21 protein-coding genes and 1 pseudogene are annotated in these 24,053 nt (G+C 59.9%); 17 read left to right on the forward strand and 5 right to left on the reverse strand.

The window, feature by feature from the left end; all coding sequences use genetic code 11:
• The first annotated feature begins 40 nt into the window (after positions 1 to 40).
• The 14 genes and pseudogenes from arc to AC2YB9_RS09630 all read left to right on the forward strand — a co-directional run bounded on the left by arc (position 41) and on the right by AC2YB9_RS09630 (position 15,992).
• On the forward strand, positions 41 to 1,765 hold the full coding sequence (arc, locus tag AC2YB9_RS09565; protein ID WP_487265117.1) for a proteasome ATPase: 1,725 nt from the start codon (positions 41 to 43) through the stop codon (positions 1,763 to 1,765).
• 46 nt (positions 1,766 to 1,811) lie between these two features.
• Complete coding sequence (dop, locus tag AC2YB9_RS09570; protein WP_487265118.1) at positions 1,812 to 3,314, forward strand: depupylase/deamidase Dop; 1,503 nt, start codon at positions 1,812 to 1,814, stop codon at positions 3,312 to 3,314.
• A gap of 114 nt (positions 3,315 to 3,428) precedes the next feature.
• Positions 3,429 to 3,623 (forward strand): ubiquitin-like protein Pup, encoded by a 195-nt coding sequence (locus tag AC2YB9_RS09575; protein WP_487265119.1) that lies wholly within the window; start codon positions 3,429 to 3,431, stop codon positions 3,621 to 3,623.
• Positions 3,623 to 4,441, forward strand: coding sequence for a proteasome subunit beta (prcB, locus tag AC2YB9_RS09580; protein ID WP_487265120.1), 819 nt, complete (start codon positions 3,623 to 3,625; stop codon positions 4,439 to 4,441). The genes AC2YB9_RS09575 and prcB overlap by 1 nt, the downstream gene beginning before the upstream one ends.
• Before the next feature lie 10 nt (positions 4,442 to 4,451).
• Positions 4,452 to 5,147 carry a proteasome subunit alpha gene (prcA, locus tag AC2YB9_RS09585; protein ID WP_487265121.1) on the forward strand — a complete coding sequence of 232 codons (696 nt, stop codon included), beginning with the start codon at positions 4,452 to 4,454 and terminating at the stop codon, positions 5,145 to 5,147.
• A 355-nt stretch (positions 5,148 to 5,502) separates the two neighbouring features.
• Positions 5,503 to 6,671: pseudogene (locus AC2YB9_RS09590) on the forward strand (IS256 family transposase); the annotation flags it as partial.
• Positions 6,672 to 6,980: 309 nt separating this feature from the next.
• Positions 6,981 to 8,342 (forward strand): Pup--protein ligase, encoded by a 1,362-nt coding sequence (gene pafA / locus AC2YB9_RS09595; protein ID WP_487265122.1) that lies wholly within the window; start codon positions 6,981 to 6,983, stop codon positions 8,340 to 8,342.
• A gap of 80 nt (positions 8,343 to 8,422) precedes the next feature.
• Positions 8,423 to 9,334 (forward strand): FKBP-type peptidyl-prolyl cis-trans isomerase, encoded by a 912-nt coding sequence (locus AC2YB9_RS09600; RefSeq protein ID WP_487265123.1) that lies wholly within the window; start codon positions 8,423 to 8,425, stop codon positions 9,332 to 9,334.
• 12 nt (positions 9,335 to 9,346) lie between these two features.
• Positions 9,347 to 10,309 (forward strand): helix-turn-helix transcriptional regulator, encoded by a 963-nt coding sequence (locus AC2YB9_RS09605; protein WP_487265124.1) that lies wholly within the window; start codon positions 9,347 to 9,349, stop codon positions 10,307 to 10,309.
• On the forward strand, positions 10,306 to 11,271 hold the full coding sequence (locus AC2YB9_RS09610) for a helix-turn-helix transcriptional regulator (protein WP_487265125.1): 966 nt from the start codon (positions 10,306 to 10,308) through the stop codon (positions 11,269 to 11,271). The genes AC2YB9_RS09605 and AC2YB9_RS09610 overlap by 4 nt, the downstream gene beginning before the upstream one ends.
• An 8-nt stretch (positions 11,272 to 11,279) precedes the next feature.
• On the forward strand, positions 11,280 to 11,492 hold the full coding sequence (gene tatA / locus AC2YB9_RS09615) for a Sec-independent protein translocase subunit TatA (protein WP_487265126.1): 213 nt from the start codon (positions 11,280 to 11,282) through the stop codon (positions 11,490 to 11,492).
• A complete protein-coding gene (gene tatC, locus AC2YB9_RS09620) occupies positions 11,493 to 12,368 on the forward strand; it encodes a twin-arginine translocase subunit TatC (RefSeq protein WP_487265127.1) in 876 nt (291 codons plus the stop codon).
• Positions 12,369 to 12,377: 9 nt separating this feature from the next.
• On the forward strand, positions 12,378 to 13,247 hold the full coding sequence (locus AC2YB9_RS09625; RefSeq protein WP_487265128.1) for a diacylglycerol/lipid kinase family protein: 870 nt from the start codon (positions 12,378 to 12,380) through the stop codon (positions 13,245 to 13,247).
• A 30-nt stretch (positions 13,248 to 13,277) separates the two neighbouring features.
• Positions 13,278 to 15,992: a DEAD/DEAH box helicase gene (locus AC2YB9_RS09630; protein ID WP_487265129.1), complete on the forward strand. Its 2,715-nt coding sequence runs from the start codon at positions 13,278 to 13,280 to the stop codon at positions 15,990 to 15,992.
• On the opposite strand, the gene AC2YB9_RS09635 is transcribed toward AC2YB9_RS09630, so the two are convergent.
• Positions 15,982 to 16,890: a 5'-3' exonuclease gene (locus tag AC2YB9_RS09635; RefSeq protein ID WP_487265130.1), complete on the reverse strand. Its 909-nt coding sequence runs from the start codon at positions 16,888 to 16,890 to the stop codon at positions 15,982 to 15,984. The genes AC2YB9_RS09630 and AC2YB9_RS09635 overlap by 11 nt on opposite strands.
• A 43-nt stretch (positions 16,891 to 16,933) precedes the next feature.
• Here AC2YB9_RS09635 and AC2YB9_RS09640 point away from each other — a divergent pair, with 43 nt between their 5' ends.
• Both AC2YB9_RS09640 and AC2YB9_RS09645 read left to right on the forward strand, forming a co-directional pair.
• Positions 16,934 to 18,022 (forward strand): M24 family metallopeptidase, encoded by a 1,089-nt coding sequence (locus AC2YB9_RS09640; RefSeq protein WP_487265131.1) that lies wholly within the window; start codon positions 16,934 to 16,936, stop codon positions 18,020 to 18,022.
• A 428-nt stretch (positions 18,023 to 18,450) separates the two neighbouring features.
• Entirely contained in the window at positions 18,451 to 19,185 is a 735-nt protein-coding gene (locus AC2YB9_RS09645) for a polyprenol monophosphomannose synthase (RefSeq protein ID WP_487265132.1), read from the forward strand.
• Positions 19,186 to 19,198: 13 nt separating this feature from the next.
• Here the strand turns inward: AC2YB9_RS09645 and AC2YB9_RS09650 are convergent, their stop codons facing one another.
• The 3 genes from AC2YB9_RS09650 to AC2YB9_RS09660 all read right to left on the reverse strand — a co-directional run bounded on the left by AC2YB9_RS09650 (position 19,199) and on the right by AC2YB9_RS09660 (position 21,835).
• Positions 19,199 to 19,591, reverse strand: a complete 393-nt coding sequence (locus AC2YB9_RS09650; RefSeq protein WP_487265133.1) for an RNA polymerase-binding protein RbpA — start codon at positions 19,589 to 19,591, stop codon at positions 19,199 to 19,201.
• A gap of 79 nt (positions 19,592 to 19,670) precedes the next feature.
• Complete coding sequence (locus tag AC2YB9_RS09655; RefSeq protein WP_487265134.1) at positions 19,671 to 21,041, reverse strand: MFS transporter; 1,371 nt, start codon at positions 21,039 to 21,041, stop codon at positions 19,671 to 19,673.
• The gene (locus AC2YB9_RS09660) at positions 21,041 to 21,835 is read right to left on the reverse strand and encodes a glycerophosphodiester phosphodiesterase family protein (protein ID WP_487265135.1); all 795 of its coding nucleotides are present in this window, start codon (positions 21,833 to 21,835) and stop codon (positions 21,041 to 21,043) included. The genes AC2YB9_RS09655 and AC2YB9_RS09660 overlap by 1 nt, the downstream gene beginning before the upstream one ends.
• Before the next feature lie 74 nt (positions 21,836 to 21,909).
• Here AC2YB9_RS09660 and AC2YB9_RS09665 point away from each other — a divergent pair, with 74 nt between their 5' ends.
• Positions 21,910 to 22,422: a hypothetical protein gene (locus AC2YB9_RS09665; protein ID WP_487265136.1), complete on the forward strand. Its 513-nt coding sequence runs from the start codon at positions 21,910 to 21,912 to the stop codon at positions 22,420 to 22,422.
• 15 nt (positions 22,423 to 22,437) lie between these two features.
• Here the strand turns inward: AC2YB9_RS09665 and AC2YB9_RS09670 are convergent, their stop codons facing one another.
• Positions 22,438 to 23,976, reverse strand: a complete 1,539-nt coding sequence (locus AC2YB9_RS09670) for a UDP-N-acetylglucosamine 1-carboxyvinyltransferase (RefSeq protein ID WP_487265137.1) — start codon at positions 23,974 to 23,976, stop codon at positions 22,438 to 22,440.
• Between the last annotated feature and the right edge of the window lie 77 nt (positions 23,977 to 24,053).

The following is a 24,053-nucleotide window of genomic DNA, read 5'->3' on the forward strand; positions in this document are numbered from 1 at the left end:
GATCCGGGTAGGGTCATTTCAAGAGCGCAGGAGGTGCACGATGACCGAACAACAATACGGACGTAGCGGCGATTCCGAGCAGGAGCTCGCCTACTTACGAACCGAGATCGAACACCTGCGTCGCCGCCTAGGCGCCGAGGCCTCAGCGGATACCCGCCTGAACGATCTCGAGGCCCGCCTGACCGCAACGACGACTCAGAACGAGCGCCTTGGTGCAACCCTGCGCGAGGCACGCGATCAGATCATCACGCTCAAGGAAGAAGTCGACCGGCTGGCCCAACCGCCGACCGGATTCGGTACCTTCCTCAAGTCCAATGCGGACGAATCGGTCGACGTTTTCACCGGCGGCCGCAAGTTGCGCGTCAATGTGAGCCCCAATGTTGACCGTGCCGCCCTGCGCAAGGGCCAAGAGGTCATTCTCAATGAAGCAATGAACGTTGTCGAGGCGCTCGAATTCGAAGAAATCGGCGATGTGGTGCTGCTCAAGGAAATCCTTGCCGACGGGCTTCGCGCATTGGTCATCGGCAACACCGACGATGAACGTATTGTTCGGCTGGCCGATTCACTGACCGGACTCAAGCTGCGCTCGGGTGATTCGTTGCTGCTCGATTCACGTTCGGGCTATGCCTACGAACGGGTGCCGAAGAGCGAAGTCGAGGATTTGGTTCTCGAAGAAGTCCCCGATATCGACTACGACAGCATTGGCGGTCTGCGAGCGCAGATCGAATCGATTCGCGATGCCGTCGAGTTGCCTTATCTTCACCCTGAGTTGTTCATCGAGCACCAACTCAAGCCGCCGAAGGGCGTCCTGCTTTACGGACCTCCCGGCTGTGGGAAAACCCTGATCGCCAAGGCAGTTGCTGCCTCGCTGGCCAAGAAAGTCTCCGAACGGACGGGGGAGGAGGGGCGTTCCTACTTCCTCAACATCAAGGGCCCCGAACTGCTCAACAAGTATGTCGGCGAGACTGAACGGCACATCCGCTTGGTGTTCCAGCGGGCGCGAGAGAAGGCCAGCGAAGGCACGCCGGTCATCGTGTTCTTCGACGAGATGGATTCGTTGTTTCGCACTCGCGGATCGGGCGTGTCCTCTGATGTTGAGAACACGATCGTGCCGCAGTTGTTGAGCGAGATCGACGGCGTCGAAGGGCTGGAAAACGTCTTGGTCATCGGAGCCTCAAATCGTGAGGACATGATCGACCCAGCAATTCTGCGTCCGGGCCGCCTTGATGTGAAAATCAAAATTGAGCGCCCCGATGCGGAGTCCGCACGCGACATCTTCACCAAATATCTCACCGCGGAGTTGCCGCTGCATGCCGATGATTTGGCCGAGTGGAACGATGACCGGCAGGCCTGTGTCACTGGCATGATCCAGCGCACCGTTGAACGGATGTACACCGAATCGGAGGACAACCAGTTCCTCGAGGTCACCTATGCCAACGGCGACAAGGAAGTTCTCTACTTCAAGGACTTCAACTCCGGCGCCATGATTCAGAATATCGTCGACCGCGCTAAGAAGATGGCGATCAAAGATCTGCTTGACACCGGCCAGAAGGGGCTTCGTGTGCAGCACATGTTGCAGGCCTGCCTCGATGAGTTCAAGGAGAACGAGGATCTGCCTAATACGACCAATCCTGATGATTGGGCGCGGATCTCGGGCAAGAAGGGCGAACGCATCGTATTCATCCGTACGCTGATCTCTGGCAAGGGCGGCAACGAGCCGGGGCGTTCGATCGACACGGTCGCTAACACCGGGCAATACCTCTGAAGCTGGCGTCCCAGCAGCCCTAACCTGCAGGCCGTAGGCTGGCCGCATGAGCGTACGTCGAGTGATGGGAAGCGAAGTCGAATACGGCATCGCGGTGCAGGGCCAGCCTGCCGCCAACCCAATGGTGGCCTCAACTCATGTCGTCAACTCTTATGCTGCGGCCAATGGCCTCACCCGGCGCGCCCGGTGGGACTTTGAGGAGGAGAGCCCGCTGCGCGATGCGCGCGGTTTCGACATGAGTAGGGGAGCGGCCGACCCGACGCAGTTGACCGATGAGGATCTCGGTCTGGCGAACATCATCCTCACCAACGGCGCACGACTGTATGTCGATCATGCTCACCCAGAATATTCGAGCCCGGAGGTCACTAATCCACTCGACGTCGTGCTGTGGGAGAAGGCTGGCGAGGTCGTAATGCGCCGCGGCGCCGAACTTGCCGCGCAGATCCCCGGCGCTTTGCCGATCGTGCTCTATAAGAACAATATCGACAACAAGGGCGCCTCCTACGGTTCGCACGAAAACTATCTGATGCGTCGCGATGTGCCGTTCGAATCAATCGTCGAACACCTGACGCCATTTCACGTGTCGCGACAGATCTTCACCGGCGCCGGACGGGTCGGCCGACAACAGGACGGCAGCGCACAGGGTTTTCAGATCAGTCAGCGCGCTGACTATTTCGAAGTCGGCGTAGGACTGGAGACAACGCTCAAACGGCCAATCATCAACACCCGTGACGAGCCGCATGCCGATCCCAAAAAATACCGCCGCCTGCATGTGATCATCGGCGACGCGAACTCCTCCGAAACAGCGATCTATCTTAAACACGGAACGACGTCGATTGTCCTGTCGATGATCGAGGCTGGCGTACTCAAACCGGGTTTGACCCTGGCCAATCCGATTGCCGCGCTTAAGGCGATTTCATACGACTCCTCGCTGACCACCGCGGTTCCGCTCGAGGACGGTCGCACGATCACAGCGCTTGAGCTCCAGGGCGCATATCTTGATCAGGCCAAGGAATTCACCGATCGTGAAGGCAGCGATGACCAGACCTTAGATCTGCTCAAGCGTTGGGAAGATGTGCTCGTACGCCTCGCCCGCGACCCGATGGAATGCAAGGCCGAACTGGACTGGGTGGCCAAATTGTCATTACTCGAGTCCTACCGTGACCGCGACGGACTCGATTGGGATCACCCGCGTCTGCACTTGATCGACCTGCAATATCACGACATTCGGCTGCATAAGGGGCTCTATCACCAGCTCGTACGCACCGGTCGGATGATACGACTATTCGACGATGCGCAAATCGAACGCGCCGTCACCGAGGCGCCAGAGGACACCCGCGCATATTTCCGGGGTCAATGCCTTGCCCGATTCTCCGCTGACATCGCAGCGGCATCCTGGGACTCAGTGATCTTTGATCTGCCCGGCTACAACTCTTTGCAACGTATTCCGACGATGGAGCCGCTGCGCGGCACAAAGGAACATGTCGGCGCGTTGTTCGAGAAGAGCGCGACCGCCGAAGAGCTGTTTCGCGGAATTACTCAGCGTTAGTGTCCGCTGCCCGCCCCACCATTTGAACGGTTTGAGGGCTGGAGCTGCAGGATCGGACGCAACATTCTGCTGGAACCTTCGCAACTTTGAGGACCATGGGGATAGGTTGGCATCATGTCTGAGCAACAGCACAAGAGCACCCAGAAGGGTGGCGCGGCCGATGAACAGGTCGATGCCACTGAGACTTCGTCCGAGCGGCGCGAAAAGCTTGATGACGACGTGGATTCGATCCTCGATGAGATCGATGACGTTCTCGAGGAGAACGCCGAGGAGTTCGTCCGCAGCTTCGTCCAAAAGGGCGGCCAGTAATGCTGCCTGAGCCTTATCTGGCAGTTGGTTCATCGTCATTCTCGGAGTTCCTTTCGCATCAGGCTCCCGAGTTGCTACCCGGTGCGGCCGCCCGCCGACAGGGTGATCTCAGCGGTATCGCGCCGCATGGGACCACGATTGTCGCGGCAACGTTCCCCGGCGGCGTCATCATGGCTGGCGATCGGCGCGCAACGATGGGCAACGTCATTGCGCAGCGCGACATCGAAAAGGTCTTCCCAGCCGATGAATTCTCCTGCATCGGTATCGCCGGCAGCGCGGGTCTTGCGATCGAACTCGTACGGCTGTTTCAGGTCGAACTCGAACATTACGAAAAAATCGAAGGCACCACGCTTTCGGCAGACGGCAAGGCCAACCGGCTCGCCGCGCTAATCCGTGGCAACCTCGGCCTCGCGATGCAGGGCCTTGCAGTTGTGCCGCTGTTTGCCGGGTTCGATCTTTCAACCCAGGCCGGCCGGATCTTCTCCTACGACGTCACCGGTGGACGCTATGAGGAACACGCGTTTTACTCGGTCGGTTCCGGCTCGGTGTTCGCCCGTGGCTCGCTCAAGAAGCTCTATCGGACTGATCTGACTGAGACGGAGTGCATCACCGCGATCGTGCAGGCGCTCTATGACGCAGCCGACGATGATTCAGCCACCGGCGGTCCAGATCTGACCCGCCGTATCTTCCCAGTCGTCACCGTCGTCACGGCCGACGGTTTCCGTCGCATCGCCGACGACGCGGTCGGTGCCATTGCCGATCAGGTCATCGGTGGCAGACTCATCCGGCCCGACGGCCCATCCGCTCCGGTCAACTGAAAGGACTGACATGACCCAACCGTTTTATGTCTCGCCCGAACAGTTGATGAAGGACCGCGCCGATTTCGCCCGTAAAGGTATTTCGCGCGGTCGAAGTGTCGCCGTCCTGCAATACGTCAACGGCATCATGCTCGTGGCCGAGAACCCGTCCCGTGCGTTGCACAAGATCAGCGAGATTTATGACCGCATCGGTTTCGCGGCCGTCGGTAGATATAACGAGTTCGAGAATCTTCGGATCGCGGGCGTACGCCTAGCCGACATGCGCGGCTACTCCTATGACCGCCGTGATGTCACCGGCCGCGGTCTCGCCAACGCTTATGCTCAGACGCTTGGGTCGATCTTCTCCACCGGTGGTGAGAAGCCGTACGAAGTTGAACTTTTCGTAGCTGAAGTCGGCGACAGCACCGAACTCGATCAGATTTATCGTCTGACCTATGACGGTTCGGTCGCCGACATTCAAGGCTTCGGTGTCATGGGCGGTGCCAGCGAACAGGTGGAGGCGTATTTGACCGAGCATTATTCGGCCGGACTTGACCAAGCCGGTGCGATTGCACTGGCCGCTGCGGCACTCGGACACGATCCCAAGACCCCCCGGACGATCGAGTCGACGGCGTTGGAAGTCGCCATTCTCGATCGGACTCGTGAGTATCTGCGCAAGTTCCGTCGCCTCGACGACAGCATCGTTGCCGAAGCACTGTCCGGCTGAATTCTCTCTCCCTCCCTCGGCTGTCCTCCGGGCGGGACGAACGATGAGGGATCCGTGTCGCTCCGCTGACCAAACCCCTCATCGTTCGTCTATCCACAGGAATCCCGTCGAGCAAACTTCTCCACAACAGCTGAAATCGTCCGGTTGAGAACGAGCAAGAGGACCGACACTTGATTGATGACAGTCATGCGTACCAGTGACGCGATCAATCGATTTGGTGCCGAGCAATGATCGGAACCTGTGGATGGTTCTCGGCGAGGTGGCGTGAAAGTGGCGTACCTTCCCGAGGATGATCTGTAATTCCAGTCAGTCTGATCATGGCCGGCGTTGACGCGCTGGTCGGGAAGGTACGCCCATGCTCAAGGTAGTGCAGAACACGGAAGAGTCCAACGATAACGAGGCGGTTGGTCGCTGTTGGATGAGATTGTGCGCGATGGTGCACGCCAGATGCTGACGGCCGCGTTGGCCGCTGAGGTCGCCGTCTATGTCGACCAGCTCGCCGACCTGGTTGACGGGGATGGCCGCCGGCTGGTGGTGCGCAATGGCTACCACCACGAACGCCAGGTTGTCACGGCTGCGGGTGCGGTGCCGGTGCGCCAGCTGCGGGTCAACGACAAACGCGTCGACACTACCGGGGCACGTCAGCGGTTCGCGTCGGCGATCCTGCCCGCCTGGGCACGAAAGTCACCACAGGTGGCCGCCGTGTTGCCGTTGTTGTATTTGCACGGCTTGTCGACCAACGATTTCAGCCCGGCGTTGGAACAGTTCCTGGGCACCGCGGCTGGTTTGTCGGCGGCCACGATTAACCGGTTGACGACCGGGTGGCAGGACGAGGCGACAGCGTTCAATCAACGCTCTCTGGCCGGCACCGATTACGTCTATGTGTGGGTCGATGGCATCCATTTCAAGGTCCGTCTCGACCAAGACAAAGTGTGCTTATTGGTTGGGGGTCCCGCCCTGGACGTAGTCCTCGGGGGAATCGGGGTCCGTGCCGATGGGCGCAAAGAGCTCATCGCGTTAGCTGACGGGTTCGGTGAGTCTACCGAGTCGTGGGCCGGTCTGCTCCGCTCGTGCCGACGCCGAGGAATGAGCGCACCGGTGTTGGCGATGGGTGATGGTGCGCTCGGCTTCTGGAAGGCCGTGCGTGATGTGTTCCCCCAAACGAGGGAGCAGCGTTGTTGGTTTCACAAATCAGCGAACGTCCTCTCAGCGTTGCCCAAATCGGCCCATTCAGGTGCCAGGGCCGCGTTGGCCGAGATCTACAACGCCGAAGACAAAGAACACGCCATCACAGCAGTCAAAGCCTTCGCCGCCGACTACGAAGCGAAATATCCCAAAGCGGTCGCGAAGATCACCGACGACCAAGATGTGCTGTTGGAGTTCTTCAACTACCCGGCCGAACACTGGGTGCACCTGCGCACCACGAACCCGATCGAGTCCACATTCGCGACCGTGCGACTGCGCACCCGAGTCAAAGGCCCAAAAGGTCATTACCATCTCGATGCCGCTTGGGATAGATGGCAGATCGCGGTCGAGATACACAGGCTGCCACATCACGGCATACGTCGCTGGGATGCGGACCTGATACGCGCCAATGAGGTCGTGATCACCGGCCCACGGCTGTTGATTTTCACCTCATATGCGGTCCGCCACGAGCAGTCAACAGTCGCCGACCAGCTAATCCGGATGTTTCGGGCAGCTGGCTGGCAAGGCAATATCCGGTCTGATCTTCACGCGGCCTGAACGCATGATGAGTGAGCCGAACCACCCAACAACACAAAACCCTCATCGTTCGTCCCCGCACGGTGACCAATCGCGGACTAGTCTGATGCCATGGACCGTCGGATCTTCGGAATCGAGAACGAGTACGGGGTGACCTGCTCGTTCAAGGGGCAACGACGTCTGTCGCCCGATGAAGTCGCCCGCTATTTATTCCGCCGGGTCGTCTCGTGGGGGCGCAGCAGCAATGTGTTCCTCCGCAATGGTGCGCGCCTCTATCTCGATGTCGGCAGCCATCCGGAGTACGCAACCCCCGAATGCGACGACATCAACGAACTTGTCACCCATGACCGTGCGGGGGAGCGGATCCTCGAAGGGCTCATGATCGACGCCCAGCAGCGCCTCGCCGACGACGGCATCGACGGCGATATCTACCTGTTCAAGAACAACACCGACTCGGCCGGGAACTCATACGGCTGCCATGAAAACTACCTCGTGACCCGAGCTGGCGAATTCAGCCGACTGGCCGATGTCCTCATCCCGTTCTTGGTCACGCGGCAAATCATCTGCGGCGCCGGCAAAGTCCAACAGACACCGCGTGGGACCGTCTTCTCGGTCAGCCAACGGGCCGAACACATCTGGGAAGGCGTCTCCAGCGCAACGACCCGCTCACGGCCGATCATCAACACCCGCGACGAACCGCATGCTGATGCCGAACGGTTCCGCCGGCTGCACGTCATCGTCGGCGACTCCAACATGAGCGAGACAACGACAATGCTAAAGGTCGCCACAACCGATCTTGTGCTTCGTATGATCGAGGCCGGCGTGACGATGCGCGATATGACGCTCGACAATCCGATCCGCGCCATCCGCGAGATCTCGCACGACATGACCGGCAGTCGCAAGGTCCTACTAGCCAATGGCCGGGAACTCTCAGCGCTGGAAATTCAGTCCGAATATTTCGGCAAGGCCGCCGAGTTCGTCGACCGTCACGGCCTTCGCACGCCGATCATCGACCGCGCGATGGATCTATGGGAGCGCACGCTCAAGGCGGTCGAATCCGAGGACCTGTCGCTCGTCGAACGCGAGATCGACTGGGTCATCAAATACAAGCTTCTCGATCGCTACCGCACGACCCATGACATGACCTGGAGCGATCCCCGGATCGCCCAGCTTGACCTCGCCTACCACGACATCCGCCGCGATCGAGGCATCTTCTATTTGTTGGAGAAGAAGGGTGCGGTCAGCCGCATCACCGATGATCTGTCAATTTTCACCGCCAAGTCGGTACCACCGCAAACCACCCGGGCACGGCTTCGCGGCGACTTCATCAAACGCGCGCAGGAGCGCCATCGCGATTTCACCGTCGACTGGGTTCATCTCAAGCTCAACGATCAAGCACAGCGCACCGTGTTGTGCAAGGACCCATTCCGTTCGCAAGACGAACGGGTCGAGAAGTTGATTGACGGTATGTAGCCTCGTGCCCCTTGGGGCTGCCAAGTAAGGTGGCAACGGTTTGCCCACCGTCAAACATTGATTCGATCAAAGGCTTTTTTGTGCGTCGTCTGATTCCCGCGGTATTTGCCGCGTTGCTGTTCCTTTCCGCCTGTGGCTCATCGGGTTCTGGCATGAACTCGATCGATGTCAGCAAAGGCAAGACCCCGACGGTCAAGGTAGACAAGGATTTCAGCGCCTCGAAGACGGAGGTCAAGGTTGTCAAGAAGGGCAACGGCGCCAAGGTCAAGACCGGCGAAATGGTGACGCTCGACTACGAGGCCATCAACGGTCGCACTGGTAAGTCGTTCGACAGCTCATTCAAGACCGGCAAGCCGTTGACGATCACGATTAAAAAGGGCACGACAATCGATGGCTTTGTCAAAGGCGTTGAAGGTCAGACGGTGGGAAGCCGCATCTTGGTGGCGATTCCGCCCAAGGACGGCAGCTTCGAGGCTCGCAAGCAGCTTGACTTGAAGCCAAAAGACACGATGGTTTTCCTTTTCGACATCATCAAATCGACCAAGATTCCGGCCGAGGCCAGCGGCAAGGCCGAGAAGCTGCCCAACACGCTGCCCAAGCTGAGCTATGACAAAAACAATCACCCAGCTAAGTTCACGAAGACCGCGAAAACTCCGGCCAAGGTCAAGAAGATGGCGAAGTACACCGCGATCCAGGGCAACGGCAACGCGGTCAAAAAGGGCCAGAGCGTCACCTTCGAATACCTCGGTCAAATTTACCCGTCGGGCAAGATCTTTGATGAGTCATGGTCACGTCCCGAACCGTTCACGAGCGCAGTCGGTGCCGGCCAGCTGATCAAGTGCTGGGACGACGGGATTGTCGGCGAAAAGATCGGCAGCCGGATCATTCTCGTATGTCCGGCGAACACCGCCTATGGCAAGACCGGCAGCGGGACCGCCGTCAAGCCAGGCGACACGCTCATCTTTGCGGTCGACTTGCTCGCAGCTTTCTGACAGTCTGCGGATATGGCCCCACTCAAGACCGAACGGCTGATGAACGTGTTCATCGCGCTGCTGGTCAGCCGGCAATATCTGTCGAAGGACCGTATCCGCGAGACCGTTGAAGGTTACCGGGGTCAAAGCGATCAAGCCTTCGACCGGATGTTTGAGCGCGACAAGGACGACCTGCGCGAGCTCGGTATCACGGTCGAGATGGGCAGCAACGACAAATTGTTCGAGGACGAGGTCGGCTACCGGATCAAGCGTGATGCGGTCGAACTGCCCGATATTGACCTGACCCGCGAGGAGGCCGCGGTTGTCGGGCTTGCCGCGCAGGTGTGGGAGCACGCTGGTTTAGCGCGAGACTCCTCGGCCGCAGTCGCCAAGTTGAAGGCTGCCGGGATCACCGTGGACACAAGTGTGTTGCGCATGGTCGAGCCGCGGCTGTCGGCCAATGAGCCCTCATTCGACCGTATGTGGGATGCGGTTGCAGTCCGCCGGCCAGTCGCTTTTGACTATCAACGCCCTGGCGCCGAGATTCTCAACCGAACGGTGCAGCCGTGGGGCGTTATCTCGTGGCATGGCCGCTGGTACATGGCCGGGCTCGACCTTGATCGCCGGGACGTACGCATCTTCCGTCTCACGCGAGTCCGCGGTGACGTTACGTGGGCGGGAGCGCCAGACAGTTATGAAATTCCCGAAGGCACCGATATCACCGCACTGGCACAGAAGCTTCACCCCGCGCAGACCATTGGCACTGCCATCGTGCGGCTGCGCAAGGGCCGAGGTCAGACCCTGCGTCGCAATGCCCAAGCGGTTACCGATGTTGATGCCGAGTTCGACCAGGTGACGATCGACTATTCCTCACCATGGGAAGTGGCCGCCGAGATTGCTTCCTATGGCCCCAACGCCGTCGTGATTTCACCGCCAGAGGTACGGACCAAGGTGATCGCTCGACTACGTGCTGCGGCGGACGAGACCGCGTCATGAGCGACTCCAAGAGCCAGGTCGCACGGATGCTCGCGCTCGTACCGTACCTGCAAGGCCATGACGGCATCCCGGTCAAGCAGGTTGCCGAGGAATTCGGTGTCACGGTCAAACAGATCCGTGCCGACCTCAAAGTGCTGATGTTCTGCGGTCCAGGTCAACTGCCCGGTGAGTTGATTGATTTCGATTTCGGCGCGTTGCAGGACGAGGGCGTCGTCTTCATCCGTGACGCCGAGTTTCTTTCGCGTCCGCTCAAACTCAACACCAATGAGGCTGTTTCGCTGATCGTCGCGCTGCACACCTTGCGTGCGTCAGCGAGCGGCGCACAGTTACCGATCATCGACGCGGCCCTGGCCAAGCTCGAAAGTGTCGTCGGCGACACCTCCGTGCCAGTCGATGTGCACGTTGAAGCGGTCGATCGCAATATTCATGAAACGCTCGTCAGTGCGATCGCTGCCGCCAGACAGGTCACCATCACCTATACGACAGCCGCCCGTGACGAAAATGCCGATCGCACGATTGAGCCGCGACGGCTGTTCAATGCGCAGGGCCATATTTTTTGCGAAGCCTATTGTCTCCGCGCCGATGACATCCGGTTCTTCCGGCTCGACCGAATCCTGCGCGCCGATTCCACCGGGAAAGCAATTGAACCGCGTGACGTCAAGCCACGCGATCTCGCCGATGGCCTCTTTCAGATCGGTGCGGCGACGCTGTCTGCGGTCCTGGACCTTCGGCCGGAGGCGCACTGGTTGAGTGAGTATTATCAGGTGGAGAGCCTCGGCGATCCCGTCGATGGCGTATGGCGAGTGCGGCTGTATGGCACCGACTGGTCGTGGATGACAAGATTAGTGCTGCGCAATGCTGGCTCAATCAGAGTCGTGGAGCCGCAGTCACTCGCCGATGACGTAGTTGAGAGTGCTCGCCTTGCACTGGGCGCGTACGATGAAGACAACCAGAAGTCCTAGGAGTTGCCATGTTCCGCCAGATTGGCCCCACCGAGATCCTGCTGATCTTGGCAGTCGTCGTACTCCTGTTCGGCGCCAAAAAACTTCCCGAACTCGCACGTGGTTCAGGCCGCGCGCTGCGTATCTTTAAATCCGAAGTCAAGGCTCTGCATGACGACGATGACGAGCCTGACGTGCTTGAGTCGACGGCCAAGGCAGACGAGAAGCCCGAACAGCTCTAGGTGGCTTCGCGTTTCGGCCGCCGGGCTCAGTTGAGCCCGGGCGGCACCATGCCGCTGGTCGATCACCTTCGTGAATTGCGGCGCCGCATTGTCATCGCAGTGCTTGCGATCGGCATCGGTACGGTCGTTGGCTGGATGCTGTTTATTCCGGTATTCGATCTGCTCAAGGCACCATATGTCGACGGGATCGCGCCGCTATTGACGCGCAAAGGATTCGACGTCAAGCTCAGCTTGGTTGGCGGTGTCGGTGCGTCTTTCAGTTTCCGGCTCAAACTTGCTCTCGTCCTCGGCATTGTGTTCGCCAGCCCGGTCTGGATCGCACAGATCTGGGGCTTCATTCTTCCGGCATTGCACCGTGGCGAACGCCGTTGGGTTTATCTGCTCACTCTCACCGGCGCGCCATTGTTTGCCGGGGGAGTCGTCGTCGGCTATCTGGTGATGCCCAAGGGTGTCCAGGTCCTCATCGGCATGACGCCCGACTCAATTCAACTGTTGTTGACCCTCGGCGACTATCTCAACTTCGTGATCCGCACCGTATTGGTATTTGGCGTCGCCGCCGAGATCCCACTCGTTGTGGTTCTACTCAATCAACTCGGAATCGTCAGCGCAAAACGCTTGCGGTCGGCACGGCCGTGGACAATCATCGGCATCTTCATCTTCGCTGCGGTGGCGACCCCCAGCACCGATCCACTGACTATGTTGTTCCTCGCGGTGCCAATGACAGTGCTTTATCTCGTGTCCGAGATCATCGCCTCACTCACCGACCGCAAACGTAAGCGCAAATCCGATACGGACGAAATTCCCGACGACGAAGTTTCTGAGCTCGACCTCGACACTGACCATGACCCGGATGACGATCGGTCCAGCACGCTTTAGGCTGATCGTATGAAGTTTGCCTTGGTCATCAACCCAGAGTCCGGGAAACATCAGGCGCGAGCAATCGGCCAGGACGCCGCTGATCTCCTGCAGCACGCGGGCCATACGGCCGAACTGCTTGAGGGTGCCACCGCTGCCGATGCCCGAGATCTGTTGAAGCAGGCCATCGATCGCGGCATCCACTCGGTCGTCGTGGTCGGCGGTGATGGCGCTCTGAGCGGCGTACTAGATCACGTTGCCGACTCTGATCTCACGTTCGGGCTGTTGCCCGCCGGCACCGGCAACGACACAGCACGTTCCCTTGGCATACCGATCAACGACGTCGGTGCCGCAGTCGACATTCTGATTGCCGGCAATACTCGCTCGATCGATCTGGCCAAGGCCGGTCAGACTTACGTCGCCACGGTTATCGCCTCGGGTTTCGATTCCAAGGTCAATGAGCGTGCCAACGCGATGACGTGGCCACGCGGCAATACTAAATATCATCTTGCGATGCTCGCCGAACTACGCGTGTTCAAGCCGCTCCCGTACACGATCGTTCTCGATAATGAGGAGATCCAACGCGACGCGATGCTGGTCGCGGTCGGCAATGGGCCGTCGTTCGGCGGCGGCCTGCGGATTACCGAGGGCGCGGTACTCGATGACGGTCTGCTTGATGTGGTCATCATCAACCCGATCAGCAAACTGGCCCTGCTCAAAGTGTTCCCAAAGTTGTACAAAGGAACCCACATCACCCATCCCTGCTACGAGCACCACCGGGTCAAGACAGTTTCCCTCAGCTCGCCGGGCATCGTGGCCTATGGCGATGGGGAACGCATTGGCGCCTTGCCAATGACCATTTCAGTATGTCCGGGCGCGCTGCGGGTGTTTGTTCCATAGCTGTCCTCCATCCCAGCGTAGGGTGAGGCCATGTCGTCCTCGGCGGAGAAGAACTCCCATTTGAACGACAATCGTCGCTCAGCCTATCTCGCTGAATTTCGTCGTCTGTATTCCTTCCCACTTGACCGATTCCAGGTTGAGGCGTGCAGGGCGGTCGAGGAAGGCAACGGCGTACTCGTCGCCGCACCGACCGGATCGGGCAAGACGATCGTGGGGGAGTTCGCGGTACACCTCGCATTGGCGACCGGCCGCAAATGCTTTTATACGACGCCCATCAAGGCATTGTCGAATCAGAAGTTTCATGATCTCGTCGATCGTTACGGCGCCGAGCAAGTCGGCCTTCTGACCGGCGACAACACCATCAATGGCGAGGCGCCCATAGTCGTCATGACAACGGAAGTCCTGCGAAACATGCTGTATGCCGGCTCGCGCACTCTCACCGGTCTTGGATTCGTTGTGATGGACGAGGTGCACTATCTGGCCAATCGTTTCCGTGGCGCGGTGTGGGAGGAGGTCATCATCCACCTGCCCGAATCGGTCTCGATCGTGTCACTGTCGGCGACTGTGTCGAATGCCGAAGAGTTCGGCGCCTGGCTGACCGAGGTGCGCGGCAACAACGTCACGATCGTTGAGGAGCGGCGGCCGGTCCCGCTCTATCAGCACGTCATGGTCGGCAAACGTATGTATCCGCTGTTCGCTGATGACGGCGAGCAGGTCAACGAGGCGCTCGTACGGCTCGCGCGTGATGACTGGCAGTTGTCCCGATCGGCGAAGGGCCGGCCCGGCAAGGGCGGCCGCCGCCCGCGGTCCCGTTATTTCCCGCCGCGACGGGTCGAGATGGTCGACAAACTCGATGCCGAAGGGTTGCTGCCGGCAATCGTGTTCATCTTTAGTCGGGCTGGCTGCGCCGCGGCGGTGCAAGAGTGCCTCGACAGCAACTTGTCGCTGACGACGCCAGCAGAGCGGACCGAGATCCGAGCGTTCGTCGACAGCGAGTGCAGCAGCATCCCGCGCGATGATCTTGAAGTGCTTGGCTACTACGAGTTCCTCGATGGTCTGTCACGCGGCATCGCGGCGCATCACGCGGGCCAACTCCCGACGTTCAAAGAAGTCATCGAGAACCTGTTCAGCCGCGGCCTCTGCAAAGTGGTGTTTGCGACCGAGACATTGGCCTTGGGCATCAACATGCCGGCACGCTCGGTGGTCATCGAGAAGCTGTCGAAATGGAATGGCGAGACCCACGCCGAGATCACACCGGGGGAGTACACCCAATTGACCGGCCGCGCGGGCCGCCGCGGCATCGACATCGAGGGGCACGGTGTTGTCCTCTGGCAACCGGGGCTCAATCCTAAAGAAGTTGCCGGCCTGGCATCGACGCGCACCTATCCACTCAATTCGTCGTTCGAACCGTCCTACAACATGGCGGTCAACCTGGTCAATCAAGTCGGCCGCGAGACCGCACGCGCCTTACTCGAACAATCCTTCGCCCAGTTCCAGGCGGACCGTTCGGTGGTTGGCCTAGCCCGGCAGATCCACAAGGCCGACGAGGCGCTCGAGGGCTATCGCACCGCAGCGCAGTGCGACCGCGGTGACTTCATGGAATATGCGGGCCTACGGCGCAAGCTCAGCGACATCGAGTCACAGGGCGTAAAACGGCGTAAGAACGTCGAGCGGGAAGGGGTCGTGGAGTCATTGACGAAGCTGCGCCCCGGCGATGTCATTCACGTGCCAGCCGGTCGGTTCGCCGGAGTAGCGGTCGTAATCGATCCTGGGACGCGTTCGGACCGGGAGGGTCCCCGTCCGCTGGTCCTGACCGTCAGTAGACACGCCCGTCGTTTGGCCACGGTCGATTTCCCGACGCCGGTCCAAGCGATCACGCGGATGCGGATCCCCAAAACATTCAACGCGCGCAATCCACAAATGCGCCGTGATCTCGCCTCGGCGCTCCGCGCCAAAACGCACAGCGTGGACGGTCCGCGGCCCAAGTCATACCGGCAGGACCCTCCGGCCGAGAACCCAGAAATCAGCCGATTGCGCGAGGAGTTGCGTGCGCACCCCTGCCACAGTTGTCCCGACCGCGAATCGCACGCCCGCTGGGCCGAGCGCTACCTCAAGTTGGACCGTGACAGCCAGAACCAACGCCAGCGGATCGAACGGCGCACCAATACTGTCGCGCGCCAATTCGACCGGGTATGCGAGGTGCTCGACGGGCTTGGCTATCTCGACGGCGATCAGGTGACACCCGACGGCAAACGGCTCCAGCGGCTCTACAGCGAGCTCGACCTGCTGGCCAGCGAATGTATCCGCACCGGTGCCTGGGACGGGCTCGATGCCAACGAATTGGCAAGTGTCCTAAGTGGTCTAACATTTCAGACCCGCAGCTCTGACGATGTGCCACCGCCCCGCTTCCCGCGTGGACGAATCCGTGAAGTGGCCGAGCACATGACGGTCGTGGGCGCTGAACTCGAACAATTAGAGCGCGAGCATCGACTGCAGTACCTACGTAAACCCGACTTCGGATTTGCGCAGTCGGCCTGGGAATGGACCTCGGGAATTTCGCTTGATGACGTCCTGACCTCATCTGGACTCGCCGCTGGCGACTTCGTACGCGCGATCAAGCAATTGATCGACGTGACGGCACAGGTCGCCGACGCCGCCGGTCCAGGATCGCTCCGCAATACTGCCCGCGAAACCCTCGACCTACTCAGGCACGGCGTCGTGGCCTACAGCTCGATCAACGAATAAGAGCCTTTTGCACGCGAGCGACGACCCCGCCCAAACCCCATTGCACCGCGAAAGCGTCGAGCCTTTTGGTGTCAACTGGTGACATGGTGATGTGTTCCGGCACTGCGGCATCGGCTCGGACCCGTACGACGGGCAACGCTGCCGCGATGTAGTCACCGGCGGCAAGCAGGTTTTGACGGACTTTCGGCTTGATTGATGACTTCGGATCGGCGGCCGCTGCGACGATCCCGGGGAGGTCGCCGAATTCAGCGATCAGATTGGCAGCGGTCTTCTCACCGATTCCGGCCACGCCGGGAATCCCGTCGGACGAGTCACCGCGCATAACCGCGAAGTCGACATACTGCGAGCCGGTAATGTGATATTTTGCCTGCAGCCAGGCCTCGTCCACGCGATCGAGCAGTCGAACGCCGCGCGCGGTGTAGAGAACTCGGCGCTCAGCCGCATCGTCGACGAGTTGGAAAAGATCCCGATCACCGGTGACGACATCGACCGGCCCGTCCCACCGCTGCGCAATTGTGCCGATGACGTCATCAGCCTCGCAATCGGGAGCACCGATCACCGGAACGCCGATGATCTGGAGCCCTTCGCCGATGAGCGGCACCTGCGGAGACAGCAATGCGGGGGTGTCCTCAGCACCAGCGGCAGGATCAGCCAGCCGGTGGGTCTTGTAGGACGGCATCAGTTCGACGCGCCAGTCTGGCCGCCAAGCATCATCCCAACAGGCGACGATGACATCCGGCTCATACGTGCTTGCCAGCGTCGCGACAAAGTCGAGCATGCCACGAAGCGCGTTGATCACGGTGCCATCCGGCGCCTTCAACGAGTCGGGCAGACCGAAGAATGCGCGGTAGTAGAGGCTCGCGGTGTCCATCAGGAGAATGCGGGGCTTGGTACTCACAAGCCCATCCTGCCATTCTTCGCGCGCGGGATAAGGTGCGAGTGTGACGACACGATTGCAACACGCTCAGGCAGTGGCCACCCGAACCGGCATCGACACGCTGGTCATAACGCCGGGGGCAGACCTGCGCTATCTGACCGGCTACACCGCGCTGCCGCTCGAGCGTCTCACCTGTCTCGTGCTGCGCGCGAACGCCGACCCAGTCCTGGTCGTGCCGGCGCTGGAAAAACCTGCCGCGGCTGCCGCTGGCATCGACTTCGAGATCGCGGCCTGGGCCGAGACCGATGACCCATTTGCCCTCGTTGCCAGCCTCGCCGGCAATCCCGAAACAATCGGTCTCGACGACCACATGTGGGTGTCACGCGCAATAGCGCTGCGCGACGCACTGCCCGATGCGACGCAGGTGCTGGCTGGGCCGGTTGTCCAGGAATTGCGAATCCGCAAGGATCCGGCCGAGATCTCGGCGCTCCGCACGGCCGGCGAAGCTATCGACCGAGTTCATACCAACGTTCCCACTTGGCTGCGGCCCGGGCGTACCGAACGTGACGTGGGCGCCGACATCGCCCGTGCGATCTTGGCAGAGGGTCACGAAACTGTTGATTTCGTGATCGTCGGCTCTGGGCCCAACGGTGCATCGCCACACCACGAACTCTCCGATCGGGTCATTGAGGTCGGCGATCCAGTCGTCGTCGACATCGGTGGCACGATGCCCTCAGGCTACTGCTCGGATTCCACCCGCAACTATCTCGCCGGGGGAGCGGCGCCTCAGGCCTATCTCGACGCCTACGACGTCCTCCTGGCAGCACAGACTGCCCAACGCGCGCATGCCCGACCAGGTGTGACGGCTGAATCAGTCGACCGAATCGGTCGAGACATTATTGACGCGGCCGGGTATGGCGAACAGTTCATGCATCGGACCGGCCACGGGATCGGCCAGGAGACGCACGAAGAGCCTTACATCGTGGCTGGCAACGAGCTGGTTCTGGAGCCGGGAATGGCGTTTTCGATCGAGCCGGGTATCTACCAGACCGATCGCTTCGGAGCCCGGATCGAGGATATCGTTGTGTGCACCGCTGATGGCATCGAGTGCCTCAACAACACAGCACGCGAACTCATCATCATCGACAGTTGAGCCGCACGGCGTGTCGCAGCAGGACACGCCGGTGCAACCCATTTTCCGCCACTTTTTATGATGCAGATGTCCCGCGCTGACCTGCAATGATGTGCGTTTATGCAGGTCAACCAGCGGTTGACAGTGGCACCAGACCCGGGCAGGCTCGTCGATGTCCACCACCGCCTTGCAGTACACGGACCGGCGCCCACCGAATCCATACGATTGATTTAATCACCAAGATCGAATCGTTGGCTTCAAAGCCTGCGTCTTGTTGCCCAGTCCGAACGGTGGATTACAGCAGTTGTCCCGACACCCAGTAGACAACGATCATCGGCGCACAGCCAGTGCCGCAGATGATCGGTCCGAAGGGTGTTGGGCAACTGGTGTTTTGGCTGCGTCACCCTCTGTGGGAACATTGCGGACGGAGCTGAACGGGGAGGGAACCTATGAGTCGCGCATTGGTCGTGATTCCGACTTACAACGAGTCGGCAAATATCGAGGGCATAGTCGCGCGGGTGCGCTATAGCCAACCGGCTATGGACATTCTGATTGTCGATGACAACTCGCCCGATCTAACCGGCGAGATCGCCGACAAACTTGCCACAGAAGACCCCGTGCATGTGCTGCATCGACCAGGCAAAGAGGGACTTGGCTCGGCGTACCGTGAGGGCTTCGCCTGGGGAATCGAACGCGACTACGATGTTCTGATCGAGATGGATGCTGACGGTTCGCATCAGCCCGAGCAGCTCGTTGATCTGCTGGCTGGCATTGACGGGGGAGCGGACTTGGTGCTCGGCTCACGCTGGGTTCCCGGTGGGCGTGTTGTCAATTGGCCGGCACATCGCAAACTGATCTCACGGATCGGCAATGTCTATGCCCGCATCATGCTGGGTCTGACGCTCAAGGATGCCACCGGCGGCTTCCGTGCGTACCGGCGCGAGACCGTTGAGGCCTTGAACCTGCGCGACGTCGCATCGGCTGGCTATTGCTTCCAGGTCGACATGGTGCGCAGGGCCGTGGCGGCAGGATTCACCGTCATTGAGGTACCGATCACGTTCGTTGAACGCGAGCGTGGCGAGTCCAAAATGAGCCGAGGCATCGTCATTGAAGCGCTCTGGCGCGTTACGGTCTGGGGATTTGCCAGAGCGTCGCAACGCGCCAGAGAATTCTTTCAGCGCTAAAACTATTGGCGGGCTAAGCGCTTTTTTTGACCTTCGGCTTAGCCTTGCGGGTCCGATGTAGATGAACCGGACCGATCTCACCGGACCGAAGCAACTTGAGCCGTTCGGTGAGGATCACTTCAAGTTCATCGACCGAGCGTCGTTCAAGCAGCATGTCCCAATGGGTCCGGACGTGCTTGACGGCCTTCTCCTCCGGAGCCTCGCCATCAACACGACGGCCGACCTGACCAGTCTTGGGATCTTCCCATTCTGCCGGCACCTCGGCCTCGACGGACATCACAACGATAAATTTGTGGCCGTCCTCGCACTCGAACTCGACGTGCTGCCGGGGGGCCATCTCAATGCCTCGCTCGTCCTCAAAACTCTGAGTTCCTAGTCGAGCTCCGCGTAATGCACGGTCTGCCATTGGCTTCCCCTCTCTCGTGCTTTAACTATTCCAACGTAGGGCATGCAGATAAGATTCCCCTGAGCGCCAACTTTTGCGGTCAGACGATCGCCGGGGCGATATTGCCAGCGTCCTCAATTCCGCGTCGCACGTCAAGCCGCGACAGGAACAGTAGACCAAGTGCAAAAAAGACGATCAAAGCGACGATTGCCGGCCGGTACGACCCGCTTATCTGATGCACCACGCCGAACACGACCATGCCGAACCAACTCGTACCGCGCTCGCAGGCCTGATAGAGGCTGAAGTACTCGGCCTCCCGCCCGCGTGGAATGAGTTGTGAATAGAACGACCGCGACAATGCCTGTGAGCCGCCGAGAACGAGACCGATCAGGACTGCCATAAACAAGAATGGCAAGAACTGCTTCTCGGGCAGGAAATAACCGATGACAACGACGACCATCCAAATGCTCAAGGTCAGCATGATTGTCTTGCGGGTGCCGATCCGGGTCGCCAAGCGGCCGAACACGAGTGCCCCAGCGATCCCAACGAATTGAACCGCTAAGAATGCAACGAGAACGGTGCTCTTGTCGAATTTCAGCTGCTTCTCGCCATACACCGATGCTGCGTAGATGACGGTCTGGATGCCATCGTTATAAAACAAATAGGCAAGCAAGAAAATTAGTGTCTGCGGGAAATGTTTGAGATCCTTCAGCGTCGCCCACAGCTGGCCAAAGCTCCGGCGCATGAGCGTGCCTTCGTCGCTGGCGACCAAGTCGCGCGGCGGTCGAGCTTTGATTCCACGTAGTGGAATGAAGGTGAAGGCGCCCCACCAGAGGCCAGCAACGCCCAAACTGATGCGTACTGCCGTCTCGGTGGACATGCCAAGCGAATCGTTGAAACTTAGGAGCAGGAAGTTGGCGGCCAACAGCAGGCCGCCACCAAGGTAGCCAAACGCCCACCCGCGCGAGGAAATTCGATCACGGTCATCGGGTTCGGCGATATCGACCAGGATCGCGTCGTAGATGACGAGCGATGCCCCCAGCGACAAATTGGCGATCAGCAGCAACAGTGCACCCAGTTGCCAGTTGGTGCCGCCGACGAAAACCATCGCAGCCGCCGCGATGCTGCCGACCCAGGCGAATTGCGCCATGAATAGCGGCTTGTTGGCGTGCCGATCGGCAATTGCCCCGACGATTGGCAGCATGATGGCCGACAAGACCGTGATCAGCGGAACAAGGTAAAAAACCAAAGAGCCGGGGGAGACGTTGATCCCGAGTACGTTCAAGTCAACGCGGCAGGTTCGATTGTCATCCGTGGCGAAGCCGCAGGCAGCCTTTTCCGCGACGCTCGTTAAGTATGGGCTGAACAACACCGCAGTCGTTGTTGTGACATAGGCGGAGTTGGCCCAGTCGTAGAAATACCAAGATTTCTGTTCCGAGGTGCTGCTCAGGTCTTTGACGGTGTCGCTCATCAGGATGCCCTCCACTGTCCGCGGACGATCAAAACTTCTTTGAGTATGTCAATACGATCGGACACCAACCCGTCGACACCGAGGTCGAGGAGTTCATTCATCTCATCGGCATCGTCGATCGTCCAGACATGTACTTGAATCCCCAACGCATGCGCATGGTCAACGAAACGGCGGTCGACGACTGTGATCCGCCCTTGACGATGTGGAACTTGGGCACATACCGCACCCCCGCGGCTGCTGAGCGCGCGCAGTAAGCGGATCGGCCCCAACTTCAGCCAGGCGGCCTCACGCGGCGAGAAAGAGCTGGCGGCTGCTGGCATCCGAGACCGGATCCGTTGCAGTCTTGCATGGGAGAACGAGGCCAGACAGACCCGGTCCACAGCGTCGCATTCTTCGATCAGATCGAGCGTCGCATCGACGGCGCTGTCAGCCTTCACATCAATATTGAAGCGTGCGTCGGGCAACTCTTCGAACAACTGACGCATCGTCGGGATTGGCTCCCGGCCGCCAAGGCGTACCGCATCAATCGCCGTCGATGACAGCGCGTTGATCAACGCTGGATTGCCGGTGAGACGCTCGAGATTATCGTCATGAAAGGCATACACCACACCATCGGCAGAGCAGTGAACATCGGTCTCGAGGTAGCGATATCCCAGTTCGATCGCGTGCCGGAATGCAGTGAGCGAGTTCTCGATTCCGATATTTGTCGGCAAGAGCGATCCACCTCGGTGGGCGAGCGCCAGCGGCGTCGCCGCGTCGAAGTAGGGAAAGGACGTGAGGTCGGCAGTGGTCACGTGTACACGCTAAGCCCTTACCGGTTCAGGACGTCGCACGCCGACGGCGTCACCGCTATCGCTAGGCTTCTGGCGTGCTGTACAAAAAGCTGTCGCTCATTGTCGTATTGGCGTTAATCGCCGCGGCCGCGATCTTCGGACTTCGCTCCTGGGTTGCCAGCGACGCGCCCCAGTCCGCGCCAGCTGAGGCGACAACCACTGTGCCCGCGACAAGCGCTCCCGCCACAGTCTCGCCGTCGACACCAACTGCCACTCCGACGCCCTCCCCGAAACCCAAACCAAAACCGAAGCCCAAACCGACGATTCAGCAGAAATCTGCCGTTCAGCCGAATGCGAACACCCGGCCCGCAGTCAGGTACAGCTCGACCCATTACATCGCCAATGGAGTCGCATCCGCGCTGAACGCCAAATCTCGCATCAACATTCGCGTCGTATGCCCACCGAGAATCCCGTTGGTGGCACGGGCCGTAATCACCTGCAACGTCTATGACACCGCCGACAAACGACATGTCCCACTCGCACGAGTGACCGTGCGCCTTGTGGACGGGTCCGGACGCTTCACCTGGAGGTCAGTCAGCCTGCGCTGATCGGCTGAATCGGGGTTAAATATCCCGGAACGTTTCGATCCGCGCACCAAGCGCATTGAGCCGCTCGGCCAGATCTTCATAACCGCGATGAATCACGTAAACGCTGCGAAGTACTGAGGTCCCCTTGGCGGCAAGCATCGCCAGCAGAATCACGACCGCTGGCCGCAGCGCCGGCGGGCAGACAATCTCGGTCCCACTCCAGCGCGTTGGACCTTCGATCAGAACCCGATGCGGGTCAAGCAATTTGACCCGCGCGCCAAGTTTATTGAGTTCAGTGAGATAGATCGCACGGTTTTCATATACCCAGTCGTGCAACAGCGTCGTGCCCTCGGCAGTCGCCGCAATGACGGCAAAGAAGGGCAGATTGTCGATGTTGAGCCCTGGAAATGGCATCGGGTGAATCTTGTCGATCGGAGCGTGCAGTGAAGACTCATGGGTGGTGATATCAACCAGTCGGGTAAAACCATTTTCAGCTGGGTATTCGGCGGTTCGATCATATTCGAACCCCATCTCCTCCAGCAGCGCCAACTCGATCTCCATGAACTCGATCGGTACGCGGCGGACAGTGATGCTCGATTTGGTGACAATCGCCGCAGCGATCAGGCTCATCGCCTCGATCGGATCCTCGCTCGGTGCGTAGTCAACATCGCAGTTGATGCGCTCAACGCCGATGATCCGCAGCGTAGTCGTGCCAATGCCCTCGATCGTCACGCCAAGTTTCTGCAGGAAGAAACACAGATCCTGGACCATATAGTTGGGGCTCGCGTTGCGGATCACGGTCACACCGGGATGGCGGGCGGCGGCCAGCATTGCGTTCTCGGTGACGGTGTCGCCCCGCTCGGTCAGAACGATGGGACGTTCCGGACCGGCACCGATCGTCGCCATCGCGTGATAGCTGCCTTCGGTGGCGGTGACCTTCAGCCCGAATGGGCGCAGCGCGGTCATGTGCGGCTCGACCGTGCGGGTGCCAAGGTCGCAGCCGCCGGCATACGGCAACTCGAAGTCGTCGAATCGATGCATGAGTGGGCCGAGGAACATGATGATACTGCGGGTGCGGCGGGCCGCCTCAGCATCCATTGAGGCCAGGTCGAGCTGTTCCGGAACGATCAACTCGAGATCGTTTTCGGGATTCAACCACCGCGTCTTTACGCCGATCGATTCGAGTACCTCAAGCAGCCGGTTGACTTCTTCGATACGCGCAACCTTGCGGAGCACCGTGCGGCCCTCGTTAAGCAGCGAAGCACATAACAATGCGACCCCGGCGTTCTTGCTCGACTTCACGTCGATCGTTCCGGACAGCGTCGTACCGCCGGCGACACGGAGGTGGCTGGGGCCGGTCGTCGTACCAACACTCACGAGCTCCGAATCAAGCGCCGCACCGATTCTGGCCAGCATGTCGAGGGTCAGATTCTGCTGCCCCTTCTCAATTCGATTAATCGCGCTCTGACTCGTACTGAGTTGGGTGGCCAACTGCGCCTGGGTCAGCCCCGAATGCTGACGCGCATCACGGATCAGCGTGCCGATTCGTTGCAAATAGTCCTCTACCTCATCCATAACGCCACTTTATCTCAAATATGAGATCAAACCAGTCACTCCACTCGGAGCAGCCGCGCTGCGTCGATTTGTATGCC

This window comes from Aeromicrobium changchenzhani, from assembly GCF_057586615.1.

Bases quoted from the DNA above. Each gene is read 5' to 3' on its own strand.
- arc (WP_487265117.1), top strand. From the start codon at position 41: ATGACCGAACAACAATACGGACGTAGCGGCGATTCCGAGCAGGAGCTC.
- dop (WP_487265118.1), top strand. From the start codon at position 1,812: ATGAGCGTACGTCGAGTGATGGGAAGCGAAGTCGAATACGGCATCGCG.
- AC2YB9_RS09575 (WP_487265119.1), top strand. From the start codon at position 3,429: ATGTCTGAGCAACAGCACAAGAGCACCCAGAAGGGTGGCGCGGCCGAT.
- prcB (WP_487265120.1), top strand. From the start codon at position 3,623: ATGCTGCCTGAGCCTTATCTGGCAGTTGGTTCATCGTCATTCTCGGAG.
- prcA (WP_487265121.1), top strand. From the start codon at position 4,452: ATGACCCAACCGTTTTATGTCTCGCCCGAACAGTTGATGAAGGACCGC.
- pafA (WP_487265122.1), top strand. From the start codon at position 6,981: ATGGACCGTCGGATCTTCGGAATCGAGAACGAGTACGGGGTGACCTGC.
- AC2YB9_RS09605 (WP_487265124.1), top strand. From the start codon at position 9,347: ATGGCCCCACTCAAGACCGAACGGCTGATGAACGTGTTCATCGCGCTG.
- AC2YB9_RS09610 (WP_487265125.1), top strand. From the start codon at position 10,306: ATGAGCGACTCCAAGAGCCAGGTCGCACGGATGCTCGCGCTCGTACCG.
- tatA (WP_487265126.1), top strand. From the start codon at position 11,280: ATGTTCCGCCAGATTGGCCCCACCGAGATCCTGCTGATCTTGGCAGTC.
- AC2YB9_RS09625 (WP_487265128.1), top strand. From the start codon at position 12,378: ATGAAGTTTGCCTTGGTCATCAACCCAGAGTCCGGGAAACATCAGGCG.
- AC2YB9_RS09630 (WP_487265129.1), top strand. From the start codon at position 13,278: ATGTCGTCCTCGGCGGAGAAGAACTCCCATTTGAACGACAATCGTCGC.
- AC2YB9_RS09645 (WP_487265132.1), top strand. From the start codon at position 18,451: ATGAGTCGCGCATTGGTCGTGATTCCGACTTACAACGAGTCGGCAAAT.
- AC2YB9_RS09650 (WP_487265133.1), bottom strand. From the start codon at position 19,591: ATGGCAGACCGTGCATTACGCGGAGCTCGACTAGGAACTCAGAGTTTT.
- AC2YB9_RS09655 (WP_487265134.1), bottom strand. From the start codon at position 21,041: ATGAGCGACACCGTCAAAGACCTGAGCAGCACCTCGGAACAGAAATCT.
- AC2YB9_RS09670 (WP_487265137.1), bottom strand. From the start codon at position 23,976: ATGGATGAGGTAGAGGACTATTTGCAACGAATCGGCACGCTGATCCGT.